General features: G+C 55.2%; 22 protein-coding genes. All 22 read left to right on the top strand.

All coding sequences use genetic code 11. The features are described from left to right. The first annotated feature begins 534 nt into the window (after nucleotides 1-534). Nucleotides 535-669, top strand: a complete 135-nt coding sequence (gene rpmH / locus JQ848_RS22585; RefSeq protein ID WP_003213577.1) for a 50S ribosomal protein L34 — start codon at nucleotides 535-537, stop codon at nucleotides 667-669. A gap of 16 nt (nucleotides 670-685) precedes the next feature. Beyond that, complete coding sequence (rnpA, locus tag JQ848_RS22580; RefSeq protein ID WP_029612709.1) at nucleotides 686-1,087, top strand: ribonuclease P protein component; 402 nt, start codon at nucleotides 686-688, stop codon at nucleotides 1,085-1,087. Beyond that, entirely contained in the window at nucleotides 1,080-1,325 is a 246-nt protein-coding gene (gene yidD / locus JQ848_RS22575) for a membrane protein insertion efficiency factor YidD (protein WP_003437980.1), read from the top strand. The genes rnpA and yidD overlap by 8 nt, the downstream gene beginning before the upstream one ends. Nucleotides 1,326-1,327: 2 nt before the next feature. Continuing rightward, on the top strand, nucleotides 1,328-3,013 hold the full coding sequence (gene yidC, locus JQ848_RS22570; RefSeq protein ID WP_202211230.1) for a membrane protein insertase YidC: 1,686 nt from the start codon (nucleotides 1,328-1,330) through the stop codon (nucleotides 3,011-3,013). 80 nt (nucleotides 3,014-3,093) lie between these two features. Then, nucleotides 3,094-4,470: a tRNA uridine-5-carboxymethylaminomethyl(34) synthesis GTPase MnmE gene (gene mnmE / locus JQ848_RS22565; RefSeq protein WP_003437982.1), complete on the top strand. Its 1,377-nt coding sequence runs from the start codon at nucleotides 3,094-3,096 to the stop codon at nucleotides 4,468-4,470. 187 nt (nucleotides 4,471-4,657) lie between these two features. Then, nucleotides 4,658-6,274 (top strand): ABC-F family ATP-binding cassette domain-containing protein, encoded by a 1,617-nt coding sequence (locus JQ848_RS22560; RefSeq protein ID WP_010656723.1) that lies wholly within the window; start codon nucleotides 4,658-4,660, stop codon nucleotides 6,272-6,274. Nucleotides 6,275-6,776: 502 nt separating this feature from the next. Further along, a complete protein-coding gene (gene mnmG, locus JQ848_RS22555) occupies nucleotides 6,777-8,669 on the top strand; it encodes a tRNA uridine-5-carboxymethylaminomethyl(34) synthesis enzyme MnmG (protein WP_010656722.1) in 1,893 nt (630 codons plus the stop codon). Continuing rightward, the gene (gene rsmG / locus JQ848_RS22550) at nucleotides 8,666-9,310 is read left to right on the top strand and encodes a 16S rRNA (guanine(527)-N(7))-methyltransferase RsmG (RefSeq protein ID WP_003437989.1); all 645 of its coding nucleotides are present in this window, start codon (nucleotides 8,666-8,668) and stop codon (nucleotides 9,308-9,310) included. The genes mnmG and rsmG overlap by 4 nt, the downstream gene beginning before the upstream one ends. Before the next feature lie 18 nt (nucleotides 9,311-9,328). Beyond that, nucleotides 9,329-10,120: a ParA family protein gene (locus JQ848_RS22545; protein ID WP_003437990.1), complete on the top strand. Its 792-nt coding sequence runs from the start codon at nucleotides 9,329-9,331 to the stop codon at nucleotides 10,118-10,120. 9 nt (nucleotides 10,121-10,129) lie between these two features. Continuing rightward, on the top strand, nucleotides 10,130-11,002 hold the full coding sequence (locus JQ848_RS22540) for a ParB/RepB/Spo0J family partition protein (protein ID WP_003437992.1): 873 nt from the start codon (nucleotides 10,130-10,132) through the stop codon (nucleotides 11,000-11,002). A gap of 148 nt (nucleotides 11,003-11,150) precedes the next feature. Next, complete coding sequence (locus JQ848_RS22535; RefSeq protein WP_003437994.1) at nucleotides 11,151-11,558, top strand: F0F1 ATP synthase subunit I; 408 nt, start codon at nucleotides 11,151-11,153, stop codon at nucleotides 11,556-11,558. Between the two features lie 16 nt (nucleotides 11,559-11,574). Continuing rightward, entirely contained in the window at nucleotides 11,575-12,444 is an 870-nt protein-coding gene (gene atpB / locus JQ848_RS22530) for a F0F1 ATP synthase subunit A (protein WP_161719247.1), read from the top strand. Between the two features lie 119 nt (nucleotides 12,445-12,563). Then, nucleotides 12,564-12,821, top strand: coding sequence for a F0F1 ATP synthase subunit C (gene atpE, locus JQ848_RS22525; protein ID WP_002555987.1), 258 nt, complete (start codon nucleotides 12,564-12,566; stop codon nucleotides 12,819-12,821). Between the two features lie 57 nt (nucleotides 12,822-12,878). Continuing rightward, the gene (locus JQ848_RS22520) at nucleotides 12,879-13,349 is read left to right on the top strand and encodes a F0F1 ATP synthase subunit B (protein ID WP_003437998.1); all 471 of its coding nucleotides are present in this window, start codon (nucleotides 12,879-12,881) and stop codon (nucleotides 13,347-13,349) included. Nucleotides 13,350-13,361: 12 nt separating this feature from the next. After that, nucleotides 13,362-13,898 (top strand): F0F1 ATP synthase subunit delta, encoded by a 537-nt coding sequence (locus JQ848_RS22515; RefSeq protein WP_003437999.1) that lies wholly within the window; start codon nucleotides 13,362-13,364, stop codon nucleotides 13,896-13,898. A 21-nt stretch (nucleotides 13,899-13,919) separates the two neighbouring features. Beyond that, a complete protein-coding gene (atpA, locus tag JQ848_RS22510) occupies nucleotides 13,920-15,464 on the top strand; it encodes a F0F1 ATP synthase subunit alpha (RefSeq protein WP_003438001.1) in 1,545 nt (514 codons plus the stop codon). A 50-nt stretch (nucleotides 15,465-15,514) separates the two neighbouring features. Then, on the top strand, nucleotides 15,515-16,375 hold the full coding sequence (atpG, locus tag JQ848_RS22505) for a F0F1 ATP synthase subunit gamma (RefSeq protein WP_003438003.1): 861 nt from the start codon (nucleotides 15,515-15,517) through the stop codon (nucleotides 16,373-16,375). 27 nt (nucleotides 16,376-16,402) lie between these two features. Beyond that, nucleotides 16,403-17,782: a F0F1 ATP synthase subunit beta gene (gene atpD, locus JQ848_RS22500; RefSeq protein WP_003438005.1), complete on the top strand. Its 1,380-nt coding sequence runs from the start codon at nucleotides 16,403-16,405 to the stop codon at nucleotides 17,780-17,782. 56 nt (nucleotides 17,783-17,838) lie between these two features. Further along, nucleotides 17,839-18,258: a F0F1 ATP synthase subunit epsilon gene (locus JQ848_RS22495; RefSeq protein ID WP_003438007.1), complete on the top strand. Its 420-nt coding sequence runs from the start codon at nucleotides 17,839-17,841 to the stop codon at nucleotides 18,256-18,258. Between the two features lie 114 nt (nucleotides 18,259-18,372). Beyond that, nucleotides 18,373-19,740, top strand: a complete 1,368-nt coding sequence (glmU, locus tag JQ848_RS22490; protein ID WP_202211228.1) for a bifunctional UDP-N-acetylglucosamine diphosphorylase/glucosamine-1-phosphate N-acetyltransferase GlmU — start codon at nucleotides 18,373-18,375, stop codon at nucleotides 19,738-19,740. 267 nt (nucleotides 19,741-20,007) lie between these two features. Continuing rightward, entirely contained in the window at nucleotides 20,008-20,775 is a 768-nt protein-coding gene (locus tag JQ848_RS22485) for a DeoR/GlpR family DNA-binding transcription regulator (protein WP_003438010.1), read from the top strand. A gap of 9 nt (nucleotides 20,776-20,784) precedes the next feature. Further along, on the top strand, nucleotides 20,785-22,620 hold the full coding sequence (glmS, locus tag JQ848_RS22480; protein WP_003438011.1) for a glutamine--fructose-6-phosphate transaminase (isomerizing): 1,836 nt from the start codon (nucleotides 20,785-20,787) through the stop codon (nucleotides 22,618-22,620). The last annotated feature ends 556 nt before the right edge of the window (nucleotides 22,621-23,176 follow it).

The raw sequence follows: 23,176 nt of genomic DNA, 5'->3' as shown, positions 1-23,176 counted from the left end.
GCAAAAACAGGCGCCATTGTAGCGAGCACTCGCCCACTTATCCACATGTAGGTTGCCTGCCTATAAGGGGAGATTCGCCTTTTTGCTGTGAACAAAGCGACAAATGGTATGTGCATAAGGTCTGTGGATAAGCGGGCCTAAGCTCGTTGCACAAGTGGGGTCGAAACTCTGTGCATAAGTGGCCTGTGGATAAATAGCCCTTTCGTGCACAGCTTATCCGAGGGTGCAGCACAGGCAGAGCACGGCTTCTCGACAGTGTTGTCATCCTCTGAGAACGTTGATTTATCTAGCCTCGAGCGAGTTATCCACAGAAGATGGCGTCCCTAAGTTTAATAAGCTTTATAAAAGAGCTTTAAATACTTCGTTTCTTTATTTTTATAGTTGGCTGGTGAAAGGGCTGTGCAAAAGGCCAAACATCTATTTAGCAGTAAACGTTGGTTGGAAATTGACCTATCGGCTTGCTTTCTCTAGAATCGCCGGTCTCTTAAAACGGGGGCCATTCCGGCCCGTTGTGGACGAACCAGGTAGCACGACATGAAACGTACTTTCCAACCAAGCACTATCAAACGCGCCCGCACTCACGGTTTCCGTGCTCGCATGGCAACCAAAAACGGCCGTGCAGTCCTGTCGCGTCGCCGCGCCAAAGGCCGTGCACGTCTGGCAGTTTGATAATCAGACAATGGTGGTGAGTCAGGACTTCAGTCGGGAAAAGCGGTTACTCACTCCCCGACATTTCAAGGCAGTCTTTGACTCCCCCACCGGCAAGGTTCCGGGGAAAAATCTCCTGCTCCTTGCGCGCAGCAACGATCTCGATCACCCCCGTTTGGGGTTAGTGATCGGTAAAAAGAGCGTAAAGCTCTCCGTTGAGCGCAATCGCCTTAAGCGTTTGATGCGTGAATCGTTTCGTCTCCACCAGGATTTACTGGTTGGTTGGGATATCGTTATCGTCGCGCGCAAAGGTTTGGGTGACGTAGAGAACCCCGAATTGATTCAGCATTTCGGCAAACTCTGGAAGCGTCTGGCCCGTAACGCGCCAGTTCCAGCGGTTAAAACCGAAACTGTAGGGGTAGGCAGTCCTGATGCGTAAACTGGTGCTCGTTCCGATCCAGTTTTATCGTTATGCCATTAGTCCTTTGATGGCCAGCCACTGCCGTTTCTACCCCAGTTGTTCCTGCTACGCGTTGGAAGCCATCGAAAATCATGGCGTTCTTCGCGGCGGCTGGCTGACCTTTCGTCGTTTAGGTCGCTGTCACCCGTGGAATCCCGGTGGTTACGACCCGGTTCCACCTATCCCTACCTCCCGTTCTTCTTCGATGGCCGAGTAATCATGGATATTAAACGCACGATCCTGATCGTCGCTCTAGCAGTCGTGTCCTACGTTATGGTCCTGAAATGGAACCAGGACTACGGCCAAGCTGCACTGCCGACTCAGAATGTTGCCGCCAGCAGCACCACCGCGCCGGCTTTGCCCGACACGGCTTCAGGTAACAACGCTTCCAACAGTGCCGATGTACCCAGCGCCAATGGCGATACCAGCACACCGACTGAAACTCCGGTTGCTGCAAGCAAAGATCTCATCCACCTGAAAACGGATGTTCTGGACATTGCGATTGATCCACAGGGTGGCGACATTGCCCAGTTGCGTCTGCCGCTTTATCCGCGCCGTCAGGACCTCCCGGATGTTCCTTTCCAGTTGTTCGATAACGGCAACGAACGCACCTATCTGGCTCAAAGCGGCCTGACAGGTGTTGATGGACCGGATGCCCGCCCTGCAGGTCGCCCGGTTTTCAGCACAGATAAAAAGACTTATGAACTGGCTCCAGGCCAGGATCAGTTGGTCGTTGACCTGAAATTCAGCGAAAACGGGATCAACTACATCAAGCGTTTCACGCTCAAGCGTGGCCTGTACGATGTTCAAGTCAGCTATTTGATTGATAACGAGAGCGGCAAGCCGTGGAACGGCAACCTGTTCGCGCAATTGAAACGCGACAACAGCTCCGATCCTTCTTCCAGCACCGCCACCGGCACTGCGACTTACCTGGGCGCCGCCCTGTGGACAAGTTCTGAGCCGTACAAAAAAGTGTCGATGAAAGATATCGACAAGGGCCAGCTGAAAGAAACCGTTCAAGGTGGCTGGGTTGCATGGCTGCAACACTACTTTGTAACCGCGTGGATTCCTCAGAAGGGTGATTCCAACGTAGTTCAGACCCGTAAAGACAGCCAGGGCAACTACATCATCGGTTTTACCGGTCCAACCTTGACCGTTGAGCCGGGCAAAACAGGCGAAACCAGCGCTACCTTGTACGCCGGTCCGAAAAGCCAGGGTGTGCTCAAAGAGTTATCCCCAGGCCTGGAACTGACTGTCGACTACGGCATCCTGTGGTTCATTGCCCAGCCTATTTTCTGGCTGCTGCAACATATCCACAGCCTGGTAGGTAACTGGGGCTGGTCGATCATTTTCCTGACCATGCTGATCAAAGGGATCTTCTTCCCTCTGTCGGCCGCCAGCTACAAGTCGATGGCCCGCATGCGCGCTGTGGCACCAAAACTGGCCGCTCTGAAAGAGCAGTTCGGTGATGATCGCCAGAAAATGTCGCAAGCGATGATGGAGTTGTACAAGAAAGAGAAGATCAATCCGCTGGGCGGCTGCTTGCCGATTCTGGTGCAGATGCCGGTCTTCCTGTCCTTGTACTGGGTACTTCTGGAAAGTGTTGAAATGCGCCAGGCGCCGTTCATGCTCTGGATTACCGACCTGTCGATCAAGGACCCGTTCTTCATTCTGCCGATCATCATGGGCGCAACCATGTTCATCCAGCAGCGTCTGAACCCGACTCCTCCGGATCCGATGCAGGCCAAGGTGATGAAGCTGATGCCAATCATCTTCACCTTCTTCTTCCTGTGGTTCCCGGCTGGTCTGGTGCTGTACTGGGTTGTGAACAACTGCCTGTCCATCGCCCAACAGTGGTACATCACACGTAAGGTCGAAGCTGCTACCAAAAAAGCAGCCGAGTAACTTACTCTGGTGAGCACCACTCAAAACGCCCCCTAGTGGGGCGTTTTGCTTTCCATCACTTTTGTTTTGAGGCCTGTTTTATGAGTGTTGCTGCTGAAACCATTGCCGCTGTGGCAACTGCCCAAGGCCGAGGTGGTGTGGGTATCGTGCGTATCTCCGGCCCGCTCGCAAGCATCGCAGCCAAAGCATTCAGCGAGCGCGAATTGAAGCCGCGCTACGCCCACTACGGTCCGTTTTATGGGGAAAACCGCGAAGTACTCGATGAAGGCATCGCGCTGTACTTCCCGGGCCCCAACTCTTTTACCGGCGAAGACGTGCTGGAACTGCAAGGTCACGGCGGCCCCATTGTTCTCGATATGTTGCTGCAACGCTGTATTCAACTGGGTTGCCGCCTGGCACGCCCGGGCGAGTTCAGTGAACGCGCATTTTTGAATGACAAGCTCGATCTGGCCCAGGCCGAAGCCATTGCCGACCTTATCGAGGCCAGCTCTGCACAGGCGGCACGCAATGCCTTGCGCTCCTTGCAGGGAGCGTTTTCGCAGCGTGTGCATAACTTGACCGAACAATTGATCGGTTTGCGCATCTACGTCGAAGCTGCGATTGATTTTCCGGAAGAGGAAATCGACTTTCTGGCCGATGGCCACGTGCTGGGGATGCTGGACAAGGTTCGCCAAGAGTTATCCACCGTGATGCGCGAGGCAGGCCAGGGCGCATTGTTGCGGGACGGCATGACAGTAGTGATTGCCGGCCGGCCCAATGCAGGAAAGTCCAGCTTGCTCAACGCACTGGCCGGACGCGAAGCCGCAATTGTTACTGAAATTGCCGGCACCACCCGTGACGTATTGCGTGAACATATCCACATCGATGGCATGCCGTTGCACGTGGTAGACACTGCAGGTCTGCGCGACACCGATGATCAAGTCGAAAAAATCGGTGTACAACGAGCCCTCAAGGCCATTGGTGAAGCTGACCGGGTGTTGCTGGTGGTGGATGCGACTGCACCAGAGGCTGATGACCCCTTTGCCCTGTGGCCCGAGTTTTTGCAGCAGCGTCCGGACCCGGCCAAAGTAACCTTGATCCGCAACAAGGCTGACCTGACCGGAGAGGATATTCGTCTGCAGGTCTGTGACGATGGCCACGTGACCATCAGCTTGAGTGCCCGCTCCACAGATGCCGGAGATGGCCTCGAGTTGCTGCGCGATCATCTCAAGGCCTGCATGGGCTACGAGCAGACCTCTGAGAGCAGCTTCAGTGCACGCCGTCGTCACCTGGAGGCGTTGCGCCATGCAAGTGATGCCCTGGAGCACGGCAGGGCACAGCTGACCCTGGCGGGTGCCGGTGAGTTGCTGGCGGAGGATTTACGTCAGGCCCAGCATTCCCTCGGCGAGATTACCGGGGCATTCAGCTCGGATGATCTGCTGGGACGGATCTTCTCCAGCTTCTGTATCGGTAAATAGCCAAGATCCCTGTAGGAGCGAGCGGTTAAAAGATAGCGAGCTCGCTCCTACAGTTTTCGGTATAGTTTCCATTCCCCCACATCCACAGAGGTGTTAGTCCAATGCGTCATTGATGCCGCCGCGATTCTTGCGGCCAGTTCTTATTCCCCTCACAGCAGGGGCAGTTCTGGGCATCTTTGGAGTGCATATGACTCACGTTCCCTATGTGACGCTGGAAAGCGTTTCTTATCAGCTACCCGACGGTAGCCCGCTGTTTTCTGACCTTGATTTGCACCTCGACCAACGCCCCACAGGCCTGATCGGGCGCAATGGCGTGGGCAAAAGTATCCTGGCGCGTCTAATCGCAGGGGATATCTTGCCTGCCTCAGGTCGCTGTCTGCGCAACGGATCGGTGTATTACCTGGCACAGCAAGTCAGCCTTGAATCAGAGCGGACCCTGGCCGATCTGGCAGGCGTGCAGCCCATCCTCTGTGCCCTTGAGCGTATCGGGCAAGGCAGCACTGCCCAAGCGGACTTTGACTGCGTAGGAGAGCAGTGGAACATTCGTCAGCAATTGCTCGACCAGCTGCAGCAAAACGGACTCGCCCACCTGAATCCTTCGACACCTGCTTCGGCGCTCAGTGGTGGCGAAGCCATGCGCGTAGCTTTGATGGGCGCTTTTTTGTCTGAAGCCGACTTTTTGATACTGGATGAACCTTCCAATCATCTCGATCGTCAGCACCGACAGGCTTTGTATCAACAACTGCAACGTTGGCCCGGCGGTCTGCTGGTGATCAGCCATGACCGCGAATTGTTGGAGTGCATGGAACGCATCGTGGAACTCTCATCCCTGGGACTCACCAGCTATGGCGGCAACTTCTCGTTTTATGCACAGGCCAAAGACCAGCAGCAACAGTCGGCCCTGCAACGACTGGAATCAGCCAAGGTTGAACGCAAACGCGAGGAGCATGCCCTGCGTGAGCAAAGGGAGCGCCTTGAGCGCAGGCAAGCCCGAGGCAAGCAACAGGCCAGTGGCAGTAACCAGGCGAAGATCCTGCTGGATCGGCAAAAGGAACGCAGTCAGACCAGTAGCGGCAAACTGCGGCTGCAACAAAACGCTGCACATCAGGCCTTGTCTGCCAAGGTCCACCTGGCTGCAAGCCAGGTAGAAGACCAACAGAGCATTTTTGTGTATCCACCTGTACGCAGCCAAAACGTACCGTTGCAAATCGCAGAGCTGATAGATGCTCGTTTGCCCCGGGGGGCTGAGCCTCTGCAGCTGGTCAACCTGACCCTGAGTCGGGGCCAGCGAGTCGCCCTTGTGGGGCCAAACGGTTGCGGCAAGTCGACCTTGCTCAAGGTTTTGGCCGGGCAGCTTCCTATCATATCGGGCCAGGCTCACACCTTTGTGACAGCGGCTTATCTCGACCAGCATCTGACATTGCTGGAGCCCGGGCTGTCAGTGCTTGAGCAATTGCGCGCTCTGAACCAGGAGCTCAATGACAGTGAATTGCGTACGCGGCTGGCGCAATTAGGCCTTGACGCTAACCAGGTAAACCAGACTTGTGCACAGCTCAGTGGGGGTGAGCGGGTGAAAGCGGCAATGGCATGTGTGCTTTATGCACAACAGCCAGCACAGCTTTTATTGCTGGATGAACCGGCCAATCATCTCGATTTGCCCTCTATCCGGGCCCTGGAATCGATGCTCCAGCAGTACCGGGGGACTTTGATCGTGACTTCCCACGATGAAGCGTTTGTGGACGCTATCGGAATTACCCACAGGCTTGAGGCCTCGACCTCAGGCTGGCTGAATATCTCCGTCTGAAGGGGTTAATTTCAGGCATTTTTCGCTTTACCCAGCTACCGATCGTCAGGCCGCTTGATGAAACAGCCATTCGAGCGGCCTTCGGCTGCCTGTTTATTGGCTGGATTGCACAATAAACATGAAATAAGCCCTGTGCATAACCGCCCCTTAGCTCGGTGGGTAAGTAGGCCTGAAAACTGAAGATAACCACCCCTGTGGATAAGCGAGGTCTTTATCCACAAGCTTAAAGTACTTATCCAAACCCCTCATTGGCACCTAACCACAGATTTTTGAATCTCTGTACAGTACGAGTTTAAAGGCCTTCAGCAATCTATCCACAGATAGGTCGCTCAGTAGTAATAAACATAAAAACAAAGCTTTATAAATTTCTTCTCTATTTATTTATCTATCTGGCCTTATCCACAGCTGGTTAAATTTTGTGCAAAGGGTTCTTTAAGAAGGGCGAAGTCCCTATACTTTGCGGTCTATCCAAAAACCCCTAGAAACAGGCACGAGGTGCGTGGTGAATTTCCCTTCCCGTTTTGCAGTGATCGTCATCGGCGGCGGTCACGCCGGAACCGAGGCTGCACTTGCTTCAGCACGTATGGGCGTAAAAACCCTGCTGTTGACCCACAACGTGGAAACCCTCGGGCAAATGAGCTGCAATCCTGCGATTGGCGGGATTGGTAAAAGCCATCTGGTTAAAGAAATCGATGCCCTCGGTGGCGCGATGGCGATTGCCACCGATAAAGGCGGTATCCAGTTCCGTGTACTCAATGGCCGCAAAGGCCCGGCAGTGCGTGCAACCCGTGCACAGGCCGACCGCATTCTGTACAAGGCGGCAGTACGGGAAATTCTGGAAAACCAGCCCAACCTGTGGATATTTCAACAAGCGGCTGATGACCTGATCGTTGAACAGGATCAGGTCCGTGGCGTAGTAACCCAGATGGGTCTGCGTTTCATGGCCGATGCCGTGGTTTTGACCACAGGCACTTTCCTCGGTGGACTTATCCACATCGGAATGCAGAACTATTCAGGCGGCCGGGCCGGTGATCCACCTTCGATCGCCCTGGCACAGCGCCTGCGTGAACTGCCATTACGGGTCGGTCGCCTGAAAACCGGTACACCACCGCGTATTGATGGTCGTTCAGTGGATTTTTCGGTCATGACCGAACAGCCTGGCGATACCCCGATTCCAGTGATGTCGTTCATGGGCAACAAGCAACAGCATCCGGCTCAAGTCAGTTGCTGGATTACCCATACCAACGCCCGCACCCACGAAATCATTGCTGCCAACCTTGATCGTTCACCGATGTATTCGGGTGTTATCGAGGGCATTGGTCCGCGCTATTGCCCGTCCATCGAAGACAAGATTCATCGCTTTGCCGACAAGGAAAGCCACCAGGTCTTTATCGAACCTGAAGGTTTGACGACCCACGAGCTGTACCCGAACGGGATTTCCACTTCCTTGCCGTTCGATGTGCAGATCCAGATTGTGCAGTCGATCCGCGGTATGGAAAACGCCCACATCGTGCGTCCAGGTTATGCCATCGAATACGACTATTTCGATCCCCGTGACCTGAAATACAGCCTCGAAACCAAGGTGATCGGCGGTTTGTTCTTTGCCGGACAAATCAACGGCACCACCGGTTACGAAGAAGCCGGAGCACAAGGTTTGCTCGCCGGCGCCAACGCGGCATTGCTTGCACAGGGCAAAGACAGCTGGTGCCCTCGTCGCGATGAGGCCTACATCGGGGTCCTGGTGGACGATCTGATCACCTTGGGAACTCAAGAACCGTACCGGATGTTCACCTCCCGGGCCGAGTACCGCCTGATCCTGCGTGAAGACAACGCCGATATGCGTCTGACCGAGAAAGGACGCGAGCTTGGCCTGGTCGACGACGCCCGCTGGGCTGCGTTTTGCACCAAGCGCGAAAGCATCGCGCAGGAAGAACAGCGCTTGAAGAGCACCTGGGTTCGCCCGGGCACTGAACAGGGTGAAGCGATTGCAGCCCGGTTCGGTACGCCTTTGACCCACGAATACAATTTGCTGAATCTGCTGACCCGTCCCGAAATTGATTACGTCGGTCTGATCGAAGTGACAGGGCAGGGTGCAACCGATCCGCTGGTGGCCGAGCAGGTTGAAATCAAGACCAAATATGCCGGTTACATCGATCGTCAACAGGATGAGATTGCTCGTCTGCGGGCCAGTGAAAATACCAAACTGCCTGTGGATATCGATTACACGAACATCTCCGGACTGTCGAAAGAGATCCAGAGCAAGCTGGGTGCTACGCGTCCCGAGACGCTGGGCCAGGCTTCGCGCATTCCCGGTGTGACACCGGCTGCGATCTCCCTGTTGATGATTCACCTGAAAAAACGCGGCGCTGGCCGCAAGTTGGAGCAAAACGCTTGAGTTCGCTGGTTACCGCACAACATGCTGAAGAGTTATCCACAGGTGCACGCCAGCTGGGCGTCGATCTGACCGAGGCCCAGCACCAGCAGTTGCTGGGTTATCTCGCCCTGTTGATCAAATGGAACAAGGCCTACAACCTTACGGCTGTGCGTAACCCCGACGAAATGGTGTCGCGCCATTTGCTCGACAGTCTGAGCGTGATGCCTTTCATCGAAAACGGCCGCTGGCTGGATGTCGGTAGTGGCGGCGGCATGCCGGGGATTCCCTTGGCCATCCTGTTTCCCGGGTCGCAAGTGACCTGTCTGGACAGTAACGGCAAGAAAACCCGCTTCCTGACCCAGGTCAAACTCGAGCTCAAGCTGGATAACCTGCAAGTTATCCACAGTCGCGTCGAGGAGTATCAGCCTGCGCAACCGTTCACTGGAATTGTGTCCAGAGCTTTCAGCAGTATGGAAAACTTCAGCAACTGGACGCGTCACCTTGGTGACAGCGAAACGCGCTGGTTGGCAATGAAGGGCGTTCATCCGGCCGATGAGCTGGTAGCATTGCCGTCTGATTTTCGTCTCGATGGCGAACACGCCTTGACCGTTCCGGGTTGCCAAGGCCAACGCCATCTGCTGATACTGCGCCGCACGGCATGATTGGGAACGCAAGCAAGAATGGCTAAGGTATTCGCAATAGCGAACCAAAAGGGTGGTGTGGGTAAAACCACCACCTGTATCAACCTCGCAGCATCGTTGGTCGCGACCAAGCGCCGCGTACTGCTGATCGACCTCGATCCACAGGGCAACGCCACCATGGGTAGCGGTGTGGATAAGCATGGTCTCGAGAATTCAGTTTATGACCTGTTGATCGGTGAGTGTGATCTGGCCGAGGCCATGCACTACTCCGAACACGGTGGTTACCAGTTACTGCCAGCTAACCGCGATCTGACCGCGGCTGAAGTCGTACTGCTCGAAATGCAGATGAAGGAAAGCCGTCTGCGTACTGCACTGGCCCCGGTCCGTGAGAGCTACGACTACATCCTGATCGATTGCCCGCCGTCACTGTCGATGCTGACCCTGAACGCTCTGGTCGCTGCCGACGGGGTGATTATCCCCATGCAGTGCGAGTACTTCGCGCTCGAAGGCTTGAGCGACCTTGTGGATAACATCAAGCGTATCGCTGAGCTGCTGAACCCGAACCTGAAAATCGAAGGCTTGCTGCGGACTATGTACGATCCGCGTCTGAGCCTGATGAACGATGTCTCGGCCCAGCTCAAGGAACACTTTGGCGAGCAGCTCTACGACACCGTGATTCCGCGCAATATCCGTCTGGCTGAAGCGCCAAGCTATGGCATGCCTGCCCTGGCCTATGACAAAAATTCCCGTGGCGCGATTGCTTACCTTGCCCTGGCGGGCGAGCTGGTTCGTCGTCAACGTCGTACCTCCCGCACTGCTCAGCCAACTTAAGGAAATCCCATGGCCGTCAAGAAACGAGGTCTCGGACGCGGACTGGATGCTCTTCTGAGTGGTCCTACGGTCAGCTCGCTGGAAGAACAAGCGGTCAAGGTTGATCAAAGCGAACTGCAGCATTTGCCCCTGGACTTGATCCAGCGCGGTAAATACCAGCCTCGTCGCGACATGGACCCCCAGGCACTTGAAGAGCTTGCGAGTTCGATCAAGTCTCAGGGCGTGATGCAGCCGATCGTGGTGCGTCCGATCGCTGGCGGGCGTTTTGAGATCATTGCCGGTGAGCGCCGCTGGCGTGCAAGTCAGCAAGCGGGCAAGGACACCATCCCGGCGATGGTCAAAGACGTACCGGATGAAACTGCCATTGCAATGGCGCTGATCGAAAACATCCAGCGTGAAGACCTCAATCCGATTGAAGAAGCCGTGGCCTTGCAGCGTTTGCAGCAAGAGTTCCAGCTGACTCAGCAACAGGTGGCCGATGCTGTGGGTAAGTCCCGGGTGTCTGTGGCTAACTTGTTACGGTTGATTTCATTGCCGGAAGTGATCAAAACCATGCTGTCCCATGGTGACCTGGAAATGGGTCATGCCCGGGCACTCCTGGGTTTGCCTGAAAATCAGCAGGTTGAAGGGGCGCGACACGTTGTCGCACGTGGTTTGACCGTGCGTCAGACCGAAGCCCTGGTTCGCCAGTGGTTGAGTGGCAAGCAAGAGCCTGCCGAACCGGTCAAAACCGATCCGGATATCACCCGGCTCGAGCAGCGTCTGGCCGAGCGCCTAGGCTCTGCGGTGCAGATTCGCCACGGTAAGAAGGGAAAGGGTCAGTTAGTCATTGGTTACAACTCTCTGGATGAGCTTCAAGGAGTGCTTGCTCACATCCGCTGAAACATTTCCTCATGTAGCGCGCAGTCGGAAATCACTACCTGACAGTTGAATAGGGGATTAAGCGCCCCTATACTCTGCGCGCATTTTGTCGGCACAAATTATGCCAAGTTTTTTTCTTTTGGCAGCCGACCTTTGAGGAGCAGTTGTGATGGAAACCCGCACGCCAAACCGCTTGCCGTTCCATCGCTTGGCGGTATTTCCAGTTTTACTGGCTCAATTTGTCGTTTTATTGCTGGCTGCTCTGGGGCTCTGGCAATGGCATGGAGTCGTAGCCGGATATTCAGGACTCTGCGGAGGCCTGATAGCTTTGCTACCCAATGTGTATTTTGCTCACAGGGCTTTCCGGTTTTCCGGCGCCCGAGCAGCGCAAGCCATCGTCCGGTCGTTTTACGCTGGCGAGGCAGGCAAATTAATTTTGACGGCAGTGCTGTTCGCGCTGACGTTTGCAGGTGTGAAGCCACTGGCGCCGCTAGCTGTATTCGGCGTCTTCGTGCTGACCCAACTGGTCAGTTGGTTCGCTCCCCTGCTAATGAGAACAACACTTTCGAGACCTTAGGGCGTTTGAGGCAACCATGGCAGAAACAACCGCTTCGGGCTATATCCAGCACCACTTACAGAACCTGACCTTCGGGCAGCTACCTGATGGTGGCTGGGGCTTTGCTCACACCGTTGCAGAAGCTAAATCAATGGGCTTTTGGGCGTTCCATGTCGATACTCTCGGCTGGTCGCTGTTTGTCGGTCTGATTTTCATCCTCGTATTCCGCATGGCGGCCAAGAAGGCAACTTCCGGTCAACCAGGCGCACTGCAAAACTTCGTAGAGGTTTTGATTGAATTCGTTGATGGCAGTGTGAAAGACAGCTTCCATGGTCGCAGTGCCGTCATTGCACCACTGGCGCTGACCATTTTCGTCTGGGTATTCCTGATGAATGCCATCGACCTGGTACCGGTTGACTGGATTCCTCAGTTGGCGATGCTGATCACTGGCGACCCGCACATCCCTTTCCGTGCCGTACCGACGACAGATCCAAACGCGACCATGGGCATGGCCCTGTCGGTGTTTGCACTGATCATCTTCTACAGCATCAAAGTCAAAGGCATCGGCGGTTTCATCGGTGAACTGACCCTGCACCCGTTTGGCAGCAAGAATATCTTTATTCAGGCGCTGCTGATTCCGGTGAACTTCCTGCTCGAATTCGTGACGCTGATTGCCAAGCCAATCTCGCTGGCTCTGCGTCTGTTCGGCAATATGTATGCTGGCGAACTGGTATTTATCCTGATCGCCGTAATGTTCGGCAGCGGCCTGCTTTGGCTTAGCGGTCTGGGCGTGGTGCTGCAATGGGCGTGGGCTGTATTCCACATCCTGATCATCACCTTGCAAGCGTTCATCTTCATGATGTTGACCATCGTCTACTTGTCGATGGCACACGAAGATAACCACTAAGACCCGTCTCGGCGAGTCTGGCGCCCCCTGCTCCGGCATGGGGGTGTCGCAAAATGATTTTGTTTTACCGCTTTAATCTAAAAAACCTAAACCATACGACGTAAAAGTCGGGAGGAAAGATGGAAACTGTAGTTGGTCTAACCGCTATCGCTGTTGCACTGTTGATCGGCCTGGGCGCACTGGGTACCGCAATTGGTTTCGGCCTGTTGGGCGGCAAGTTCCTGGAAGGCGCAGCGCGTCAGCCAGAAATGGTTCCAATGCTGCAAGTTAAAATGTTCATCGTTGCCGGTCTGCTCGACGCCGTAACCATGATCGGTGTTGGTATTGCACTGTTCTTCACCTTCGCGAACCCCTTCGTTGGTCAACTCGCTGGCTAATCACTCGAATTTTCGAGTTGATTAGAGTGATGGACAACGAACGAGCGAGGTGTTGGCGTGAACATTAATGCAACCCTGATTGGCCAGTCCGTTGCGTTCTTCATTTTTGTACTGTTTTGCATGAAGTTCGTGTGGCCTCCGGTCATCGCGGCATTGCAAGAACGTCAGAAGAAGATTGCGGCTGGACTGGACGCTGCTAACCGAGCAGCTCGCGACCTGGAGTTGGCCCAAGATAAAGCGGGTCAACAACTGCGCGAAGCTAAGGCTCAAGCAGCTGAAATCATTGAGCAAGCCAAGAAACGCGGTACTCAGATCGTAGACGAAGCCCGTGAACAGGCTCGCGTTGAAGCTGACCGTGTGAAGGCTCAGGCTCAGGCCGAGATCGAACAGGAAATCAACAGTGTCAAAGACGCGCTGCGCACCCAATTGGGTAGCCTGGCCGTTGAAGGCGCTGAAAAGATCCTGGGTGCCACAATCGATCAAAACGCGCACGCGGAGCTGGTTAATAAACTGGCTGCTGAAATTTAAGCGAGGGCGATCATGGCAGAATTGACCACGTTGGCCCGACCTTACGCTAAGGCAGCCTTCGAGCACGCCCAGGCCCACCAGCAACTGGCCTCTTGGTCAGCCATGCTCGGCCTGGCTGCAGCAGTGTCGCAAGACGACACTATGCAGCGCGTGCTCAAGGCCCCGCGACTGACGAGCGCAGAAAAGGCCGCCACGTTTATTGACGTGTGCGGCGACAAGTTCGATGTAAAAATGCAGAACTTCATCAACGTCGTTGCCGAAAACGACCGTCTCCCGCTATTGCCGGAGATCGCCGCTCTGTTTGACCTGTACAAGGCTGAACAAGAGAAGTCGGTAGACGTAGAAGTGACCAGTGCTTTTACATTGGACCAAGAACAGCAAGACAAACTCGCCAAGGTTCTCAGTGCACGACTCAACCGGGAAGTGCGCCTGCAAGTTGCGGAGGATGCCAGCCTTATAGGTGGTGTCATCATCCGCGCCGGCGACCTGGTTATCGATGGCTCGGTTCGCGGAAAACTCGCAAGCCTTGCCGAAGCATTGAAATCTTGAGTTTGAAGGGGCAGCAGAGCAATGCAGCAACTCAATCCTTCCGAAATAAGTGAAATTATCAAGGGCCGCATCGAAAAACTCGATGTGACCTCCCAAGCCCGTAACGAAGGCACCATCGTCAGCGTATCTGACGGTATTGTGCGGATTCACGGTCTGGCCGACGTAATGTACGGCGAGATGATCGAGTTTCCGGGCAGCGTCTTCGGCATGGCCCTCAACCTGGAGCAAGACTCTGTAGGTGCTGTTGTATTGGGCGCATACACGACTCTGGCTGAAGGCATGAGCGCCAAGTGCACTGGCCGCATCCTGGAAGTTCCGGTTGGTAAGGAACTGCTGGGTCGCGTTGTCGACGCACTGGGTAACCCAGTTGATGGCAAAGGTCCGCTGAACAACACCGAGACTGATGCAGTCGAGAAAGTTGCTCCAGGCGTGATCTGGCGTAAGTCGGTAGACCAGCCTGTACAGACTGGCTACAAGGCTGTCGATGCCATGATCCCTGTCGGCCGTGGCCAGCGTGAGCTGATCATCGGTGACCGTCAGATCGGTAAAACCGCTCTGGCGATCGACGCGATCATCAACCAGAAGAACAGCGGCATTTTCTGTGTATACGTAGCGATCGGTCAGAAGCAATCGACCATCGCCAACGTGGTTCGCAAGCTGGAAGAAAACGGCGCGTTGGCTAACACCATCGTCGTTGCTGCCAGTGCTTCCGAATCCGCAGCGCTGCAGTTCCTGGCACCGTACTCCGGTTGCACCATGGGCGAATACTTCCGCGACCGCGGTGAAGACGCACTGATCGTTTATGACGATCTGTCCAAGCAAGCAGTGGCTTACCGCCAGATTTCCCTGCTGCTGCGCCGTCCACCAGGCCGTGAAGCTTACCCGGGCGACGTGTTCTATCTCCACTCCCGTCTTCTGGAGCGCGCATCCCGCGTATCCGAAGAGTACGTAGAGAAGTTCACCAACGGCGCAGTGACCGGCAAAACCGGTTCCCTGACCGCACTGCCGATCATCGAAACTCAAGCTGGCGACGTTTCCGCGTTCGTTCCGACCAACGTGATTTCCATCACTGACGGTCAGATCTTCCTGGAATCGGCCATGTTCAACTCCGGGATCCGTCCTGCAGTGAACGCCGGTGTTTCGGTATCCCGTGTGGGTGGTGCCGCTCAGACCAAGATCATCAAGAAGCTGTCCGGTGGTATCCGTACCGCTCTGGCTCAGTACCGTGAACTGGCGGCATTCGCCCAGTTCGCATCTGACCTGGACGAAGCGACCCGTAAGCAACTTGAGCATGGTCAGCGCGTTACCGAGCTGATGAAGCAGAAGCAATACGCACCAATGTCGATCGCTGACATGGCGCTGTCGCTGTATGCCGCTGAGCGTGGGTTCCTGACTGACGTCGAAATCACCAAGATCGGTAGCTTTGAACAAGCGCTGATTGCTTACTTCAACCGCGATCACGCCGAGCTTATGGCGAAGATCAACGTTAAAGGTGACTTCAATGACGAAATCGATTCTGGCATCAAAGCCGGCATCGAGAAGTTCAAGGCCACCCAAACCTGGTAAGCCGCAGCGGGAGCCGCAAGGCTCCCGCTTGCTAACCTGATAGGTGTTACATGGCAGGCGCAAAAGAGATTCGCAGTAAGATTGCGAGCATCAAAAGCACGCAAAAGATTACCAGCGCCATGGAAAAAGTGGCGGTCAGCAAAATGCGCAAGGCACAAATGCGCATGGCTGCTAGCCGTCCTTATGCGGAGCGCATCCGCCAGGTTATTGGGCATTTGGCCAACGCCAACCCGGAATACCGCCACCCTTTCATGATCGACCGCGAAGTTAAGCGTGTGGGTTATGTGGTTGTGAGCAGTGACCGTGGCTTGTGCGGTGGTTTGAATACCAACCTGTTCAAGGCTTTGGTCAAGGACATGGCGGTAAACCGTGAAAACGGCGTCGAGATTGATCTGTGCGTGGTCGGCAGCAAAGGTGCGGCTTTTTTCCGTAACTTCGGCGGTAACGTCGTCGCTGCAATCAGCCATCTGGGTGAAGAACCGTCGATCAATGATTTGATCGGCAGCGTTAAGGTGATGCTGGATGCTTACCTGGAAGGCCGTATTGATCGCCTGTCCGTGGTGTCCAACAAGTTTATCAACACCATGACGCAACAGCCTACTGTGGAGCAATTGATTCCACTGGTGGCGACCCCGGATCAAGAACTCAAGCACCACTGGGACTATCTCTACGAACCGGACGCCAAAGAGCTGCTAGACGGCTTGATGGTTCGTTACGTGGAGTCGCAGGTGTACCAGGCGGTGGTCGAGAACAGTGCAGCTGAACAAGCTGCGCGGATGATCGCGATGAAGAACGCCACTGATAACGCCGGTGATTTGATCAGCGATTTGCAGCTGATCTACAACAAGGCGCGTCAGGCTGCGATCACCCAAGAGATCTCGGAAATCGTCGGCGGCGCTGCCGCGGTTTAACGGTTCAAATATTCAGAGGATCCAGCTATGAGTAGCGGACGTATCGTTCAAATCATCGGCGCCGTGATCGACGTGGAATTTCCACGCGAAAACGTACCGAGCATCTACAACGCGCTGAAAGTACAAAGCGCGGCCGGAACCACTCTGGAAGTTCAGCAGCAGCTGGGCGACGGCGTGGTTCGTACCATTGCGATGGGTTCCACCGAGGGCTTGAAGCGCGGTCTGGAAGTCACCGACACTGGCGCAGCCATCTCCGTACCGGTCGGTAAAGCGACTCTGGGCCGGATCATGGACGTTCTGGGCAACCCGATCGACGAAGCTGGTCCGATTGATACCGAAGAGCGCTGGGGCATTCACCGTCCTGCACCGTCCTTCGCTGATCAAGCGGGCGGCAACGACCTTCTGGAAACCGGCATCAAGGTTATCGACCTGATCTGCCCGTTTGCAAAAGGCGGTAAGGTTGGTCTGTTCGGTGGTGCCGGTGTAGGCAAAACCGTAAACATGATGGAACTGATCCGTAACATCGCCATGGAACACAGCGGTTACTCTGTGTTTGCTGGTGTGGGCGAGCGTACCCGTGAGGGTAACGACTTCTACCACGAGATGAAGGACTCCAACGTTCTGGACAAAGTGGCACTGGTTTACGGTCAGATGAACGAGCCGCCGGGTAACCGTCTGCGCGTAGCACTGACCGGCCTGACCATGGCCGAGAAGTTCCGTGACGAAGGTAACGACGTACTGTTGTTCGTTGACAACATCTACCGTTACACCCTGGCCGGTACTGAAGTATCCGCACTGCTGGGCCGTATGCCTTCCGCAGTAGGTTACCAGCCGACCCTGGCTGAAGAGATGGGTACTCTGCAAGAGCGCATCACTTCGACCAAGAACGGTTCGATCACTTCGATCCAAGCGGTATACGTACCTGCGGATGACTTGACTGACCCGTCGCCGGCGACCACCTTCGCCCACTTGGACGCCACTGTCGTACTGTCCCGTGACATCGCATCCCTGGGTATCTACCCGGCGGTGGATCCACTGGATTCGACTTCGCGCCAGCTGGACCCGATGGTAATCGGCCAGGAACACTACGACACCGCTCGCGGCGTTCAGTACGTGTTGCAGCGTTACAAAGAACTGAAGGACATCATTGCGATCCTGGGTATGGACGAGCTGTCGGAAGTCGACAAGCAGTTGGTATCCCGCGCTCGTAAGATCCAGCGTTTCTTGTCTCAGCCGTTCTTCGTGGCAGAAGTCTTCACTGGCGCTTCGGGTAAATACGTTTCCCTGAAAGACACCATTGCTGGCTTCAAAGGCATCCTCAACGGTGACTACGACCACCTGCCAGAACAAGCGTTCTACATGGTCGGCGGCATCGAAGAAGCGATCGAGAAAGCCAAGAAACTGTAATTCCGGCGCCCGGTAACGGGCGCTAATCAGGTTGAGGCAATCAGATGGCTAATATGATGACAGTCCATTGCGATATCGTCAGTGCGGAAGGAGAAATCTTTTCCGGTCAGGTCGAGATGGTGATTGCGCACGGCAGCCTGGGTGATCTTGGTATCGCTCTGGGTCACGCTCCGCTGATCACTGAACTCAAGCCAGGTCCGATCCGCCTGATCAAAATGGGTGGAGAAGCCGAGGTGTTTTACATCTCTGGTGGTTACCTCGAGGTTCAGCCGAACATGGTCAAGGTTCTTGCCGACACCGTGCAACGTGCTGCCGACCTGGATGAAGCCTCCGCTCAGGCCGCCGTCAAGGCAGCCGAGAAGGCACTGAACGAGAAAGGCGCAGATTTCGATTACGGATCTGCTGCTGCACGTCTGGCCGAGGCCGCAGCTCAGCTGCGCACCGTCCAGCAAATCCGCAAAAAGTTCGGCGGCTAAGCCTCCTGCTTCATTGTGTGATTGATTAAAAAGGGTAGCCTCGGCTACCCTTTTTCTTTTTCCGCGAATTACTTCTGGTCGCAGCCGCTGACCACCCAGGATTGGTAGCCAGTCATGTCTCTCGATATCGTTATTCTCGCTGCAGGTCAGGGCACCCGCATGCGTTCGGCCCTGCCCAAGGTTCTGCATCCCGTCGCCGGAAACTCCATGCTCGGGCATGTTATCCACAGCGCCCGGCAACTCAAACCGAGAGGCATCCACGTGGTCATCGGGCACGGGGCCGAATTGGTCCGTGAACGCCTGCCGGCCGATGATCTGAACTTTGTATTGCAAGACAAGCAGCTGGGCACAGGGCATGCCGTCGCCCAGGCGCTGCCATTTCTGACCGCGCAGAACGTACTGATTCTGTACGGCGATGTACCCCTGATCGAGGTGCCGACCCTGGAGCGCCTGCTGAAACAGGTAGGCCCGGAGCAGCTGGGTTTGTTGACCGTTAACCTGGCGGACCCGACCGGCTATGGCCGCATCGTGCGTGACGCCGAAGGCAAGGTCTGCGCCATTGTCGAGCACAAGGACGCCACCGAGGCTGAACGTGCGATCACTGAAGGCAATACTGGCATTCTGGCATTGCCCACTGGACGTCTGGCTGACTGGATGAGCCGGCTGTCGAATAACAATGCACAGGGCGAGTACTACCTGACCGATGTGATCGCGATGGCAGTTGCTGATGGTCTGGTGGTGGCCACTGAGCATGCCCACGACCCGATGGAAGTGCAGGGCGCCAACGACCGTAAACAACTCGCGGAGTTGGAGCGTCATTACCAGCTACGTGAAGCCCGTCGCCTGATGGCCCTGGGTGTGACCCTGCGTGATCCGGCGCGCTTCGATGTGCGCGGTGAAGTCACAGTCGGGCGCGATGTCATGATTGATATCAACGTGATTCTCGAAGGCCGTGTGGTCATCGAAGATGACGTGGTGATTGGTCCCAACTGTGTGATCAAAGACAGCACCCTGCGTAAAGGGGTGGTGGTCAAGGCCAATAGCCATATCGACGGTGCCGTGATGGGCGAGGGCAGCGATGCCGGTCCTTTTGCCCGTTTGCGTCCGGGTAGCGTGCTTGATGCCCGCGCCCATGTGGGTAACTTTGTAGAGTTGAAAAACGCCCACCTCGGCGAAGATGCCAAGTGCGGTCACCTGACTTACCTGGGCGATGCCGAAGTTGGTGCGCGCACCAACATCGGCGCGGGCACCATCACCTGCAATTACGATGGCGCCAACAAATGGAAGACCGTGTTGGGAGCCGACGTATTTATTGGTTCGAACAACTCGTTGGTGGCACCTGTGGATATCTCCAGCGGAGCCACCACGGCAGCCGGATCGACCATTAATCAGGACGTAGCCGTCGAACAGCTGGCCGTTGGTCGGGCACGGCAACGCAATATCGATGGCTGGAAGCGCCCGGTAAAGCTGCCAAAGCCTTGATTTGAAGTTATCCACAAGCGAAAACAGTGTTTTTGTGGGTAAAACAGGTTGTCGTATAACTGTTTAAAATCAGCAAGTTAGCAAAAGCCTTATCCACTGCCTGTGGATAAGGCTTTGTTTTATCCGCGTCTATATCAGCCAATCGCCCCGCCCTGCGCCAGCTCAGCGAGTTATTCACTGCTTAAAAGCTACAAAAAATTGTTGACGCTGATTACGGGATCGGGTCTCATTGCTTTCGTTATCTTTCGAAACGAAACTTAGGCTCTCATGTCGAAACGCAATACGCCTCAACGCCGCCACAACATCCTGGCTTTGCTTGCGCAGCAAGGTGAAGTCAGTGTGGATGAGCTGGCCAAGCGCTTCGAAACTTCCGAAGTGACGATCCGCAAGGATTTGGCCGCACTCGAAAGTAACGGTCTGCTGCTGCGTCGTTACGGTGGTGCCATCACCATGCCGCAAGAGTTGGTGAGTGATCCCGCCCAGCCCGTTTCTCTTTATAAGCAAGCCATTGCCCGTGCGGCGGTTGGCCTGATTCGGGAACATGCGCGCATCATCATCGACAGCGGCACCACCACCGCTTCGATGATTCCACAATTGGGCCAGCAACCTGGTCTTGTGGTAATGACCAATTCGTTGCATGTCGCCAGGGCCCTGAGCGAACTCGAACATGAACCCGTGCTGTTGATGACCGGCGGTACCTGGGACCCTCATTCCGAGTCCTTCCAGGGCCAGGTGGCTGAGCAGGTGCTGCGTTCATACGATTTCGATCAATTATTTATCGGCGCTGATGGCATCGATCTGTTGCGTGGCACCACAACTTTTAACGAATTGTTGGGCCTGAGCCGAGTCATGGCCGAGGTCGCGCGTGAAGTGATTGTGATGGTCGAGTCCGACAAAATTGGTCGCAAGATACCCAACCTGGAACTGCCCTGGAGCAGCGTCCATACCCTTATTACAGATGATCGCTTGTCCATGGAGGCACGCGAACAGATTCAGGCCCGGGGCATAACACTGTTATGCGCCGCCCTAAGCTAGGAGAATATTATGTGTGGAATCGTTGGCGCAGTCGCTGAACGCAATATCACGGCCATTCTGCTTGAAGGCCTGAAACGTCTTGAATACCGGGGCTACGATAGCGCCGGTGTAGCAGTGTTTACCCACAACGGTACGCTGGAACGCATGCGCCGCAATGGCAAAGTGGCCGAGCTGGAACAAGCTCTGGCCGGTGAGCCGCTGATGGGGCGCCTGGGCATTGCCCACACCCGTTGGGCGACCCATGGTGCACCCAGCGAGCGTAATGCTCACCCGCATTTTTCGGGTTCCGACCTGGCTGTCGTGCACAACGGCATCATTGAAAACTATGAAGCCCTGCGCGAACAGCTCAAAGGCTTGGGTTATGTGTTCACGTCGGACACCGATACCGAAGTGATCGCACACCTGCTCAATCACAAACTCAAAGATCAAAGCGACCTGACCGAAGCCTTGAAAGCCACGGTTAAAGAGCTGCACGGTGCTTACGGCCTGGCCGTCATCAGTGCCAAACAGCCGGATCGTCTGGTTGCTGCACGCAGTGGCAGCCCGCTGGTGATTGGCCTGGGCCTGGGTGAAAACTTCCTGGCTTCCGATCAATTGGCATTGCGCCAGGTCACTGACCGCTTCATGTACCTGGAAGAAGGCGATATCGCTGAAATCCGCCGTGACAGCGTGCAAATCTGGGACGTGAACGGTAAAAGCGTGCAGCGTGAAACCGTGCAGTACCGTGATGGTGCTGAAGCTGCGGACAAAGGCGAATACCGTCACTACATGCTCAAGGAAATTCACGAGCAACCAGCGGTGGTGCAACGCACCCTGGAAAACCGCCTGGGCCAGGACCACGTACTGGTTCAGGCATTCGGTCCACAGGCTGCTGAATTGTTCGCCAAAGTGCGCAATGTTCAGATCGTTGCCTGTGGTACCAGCTATCACGCGGGGATGGTTGCCCGATACTGGCTCGAAAGTCTGGCCGGAATTCCGTGCCAGGTTGAAGTGGCCAGCGAGTTCCGTTATCGCAAGGTCGTGGTCCAGCCTGACACCCTGTTTGTTTCGATCTCGCAATCGGGCGAAACCGCAGACACCCTGGCTGCACTGCGTAACGCCAAAGAACTGGGTTTCCTCGCCAGCCTGGCGATTTGTAACGTTGGCATCAGCTCACTGGTACGTGAGTCTGACCTGACCCTGCTGACCCAGGCGGGTCGCGAAATTGGTGTGGCGTCGACCAAAGCCTTCACCACCCAGCTGGTTGGCTTACTGTTGCTGACCCTGTCTTTGGGGCAGGTGCGTGGCACTCTTGAAGCCGGTGTCGAAGCGCAACTGGTTGAAGAACTGCGCCGCCTGCCTGCGCGTTTGGGTGAAGCACTGGCGATGGATGCCACGATTGAGAAAGTCGCCGAACTGTTTGCCGACAAGCACCACACCTTGTTCCTGGGTCGTGGCGCGCAGTTCCCGGTAGCGATGGAAGGTGCTCTCAAGCTGAAAGAAATTTCCTATATCCACGCCGAAGCTTACCCGGCAGGCGAGTTGAAGCATGGTCCGCTGGCACTGGTGGATAACGACATGCCGGTGGTCACCGTGGCGCCGAACAACGAACTGCTGGAAAAACTGAAGTCCAACCTGCAGGAAGTTCGTGCCCGTGGCGGTGAACTGATTGTGTTCGCTGACGAGCAAGCAGGTATGACCAATGGCGAAGGCACCCATGTGATCAACATGCCGCACATCCATGATGTACTGGCGCCGATCCTCTACACCATCCCGCTGCAACTGCTGTCTTACTACGTTGCCGTGCTCAAAGGCACCGATGTGGATCAGCCACGCAACCTAGCCAAATCGGTCACCGTGGAATAAGCAGTTAGCGTTGAGCGTAATTGGATTTAGAGAACTTAATCTGTTGCAGGAGCCGGCCAGGTCTTTCCTACTGCCTCCTGCCTTGAGCAACTCTACAATCTGCATCACGCACGCAAAGCGAGGTCCCGTCCTTGGGGGCCTCGCGGCTGATGTCTGAACACTGAGCAATAGGTGCAGTTATAGCTGCAAAGCGCCCGCAGCCTCCGGCTGGTCCGGTCCTGAATACGGAGACCCTTTGCCACAGTTTTGATTGTCTAACTGCAAGGCCCTCTAAACCCGTTTGTTAATCTCGGTGGATGTATATTTATCCATTTGCCGTCGTTTTTTCGCCACAAATATGACTTTTATATATAAGCGCCAACAGGCGTTAAATATAAAGAATGCTGAGGTCTGGAGGTTTCTATAAGTGCTTTATGTGTATAAGTTGTCTATTTGTATTCAAAGTATTCCGGGGGCAGTGTTGTTTAAGTTGCCAGTTGTAATGCTTGCTTGCTCTGAGAATAATATTCCGCAACTGTTCGGTCGCCATATGTCATAGGCGCGTAAAGTTTAATCA

It is taken from the genome of Pseudomonas paraversuta (assembly GCF_904067025.1).
Classification (GTDB): domain Bacteria; phylum Pseudomonadota; class Gammaproteobacteria; order Pseudomonadales; family Pseudomonadaceae; genus Aquipseudomonas; species Aquipseudomonas paraversuta.
This window is presented reverse-complemented; position numbering and strand designations above follow the sequence as displayed.

Excerpts from the sequence above, each read along its gene's own strand:
- yidC (WP_202211230.1), top strand. The coding sequence starts at position 1,328 with ATGGATATTAAACGCACGATCCTGATCGTCGCTCTAGCAGTCGTGTCC.
- atpE (WP_002555987.1), top strand. The coding sequence starts at position 12,564 with ATGGAAACTGTAGTTGGTCTAACCGCTATCGCTGTTGCACTGTTGATC.
- atpG (WP_003438003.1), top strand. The coding sequence starts at position 15,515 with ATGGCAGGCGCAAAAGAGATTCGCAGTAAGATTGCGAGCATCAAAAGC.
- JQ848_RS22535 (WP_003437994.1), top strand. The coding sequence starts at position 11,151 with ATGGAAACCCGCACGCCAAACCGCTTGCCGTTCCATCGCTTGGCGGTA.
- JQ848_RS22540 (WP_003437992.1), top strand. The coding sequence starts at position 10,130 with ATGGCCGTCAAGAAACGAGGTCTCGGACGCGGACTGGATGCTCTTCTG.
- glmU (WP_202211228.1), top strand. The coding sequence starts at position 18,373 with ATGTCTCTCGATATCGTTATTCTCGCTGCAGGTCAGGGCACCCGCATG.
- atpD (WP_003438005.1), top strand. The coding sequence starts at position 16,403 with ATGAGTAGCGGACGTATCGTTCAAATCATCGGCGCCGTGATCGACGTG.
- JQ848_RS22560 (WP_010656723.1), top strand. The coding sequence starts at position 4,658 with ATGACTCACGTTCCCTATGTGACGCTGGAAAGCGTTTCTTATCAGCTA.
- atpB (WP_161719247.1), top strand. The coding sequence starts at position 11,575 with ATGGCAGAAACAACCGCTTCGGGCTATATCCAGCACCACTTACAGAAC.
- JQ848_RS22485 (WP_003438010.1), top strand. The coding sequence starts at position 20,008 with ATGTCGAAACGCAATACGCCTCAACGCCGCCACAACATCCTGGCTTTG.
- mnmE (WP_003437982.1), top strand. The coding sequence starts at position 3,094 with ATGAGTGTTGCTGCTGAAACCATTGCCGCTGTGGCAACTGCCCAAGGC.
- JQ848_RS22495 (WP_003438007.1), top strand. The coding sequence starts at position 17,839 with ATGACAGTCCATTGCGATATCGTCAGTGCGGAAGGAGAAATCTTTTCC.
- rpmH (WP_003213577.1), top strand. The coding sequence starts at position 535 with ATGAAACGTACTTTCCAACCAAGCACTATCAAACGCGCCCGCACTCAC.
- glmS (WP_003438011.1), top strand. The coding sequence starts at position 20,785 with ATGTGTGGAATCGTTGGCGCAGTCGCTGAACGCAATATCACGGCCATT.
- JQ848_RS22515 (WP_003437999.1), top strand. The coding sequence starts at position 13,362 with ATGGCAGAATTGACCACGTTGGCCCGACCTTACGCTAAGGCAGCCTTC.
- JQ848_RS22545 (WP_003437990.1), top strand. The coding sequence starts at position 9,329 with ATGGCTAAGGTATTCGCAATAGCGAACCAAAAGGGTGGTGTGGGTAAA.
- atpA (WP_003438001.1), top strand. The coding sequence starts at position 13,920 with ATGCAGCAACTCAATCCTTCCGAAATAAGTGAAATTATCAAGGGCCGC.
- yidD (WP_003437980.1), top strand. The coding sequence starts at position 1,080 with ATGCGTAAACTGGTGCTCGTTCCGATCCAGTTTTATCGTTATGCCATT.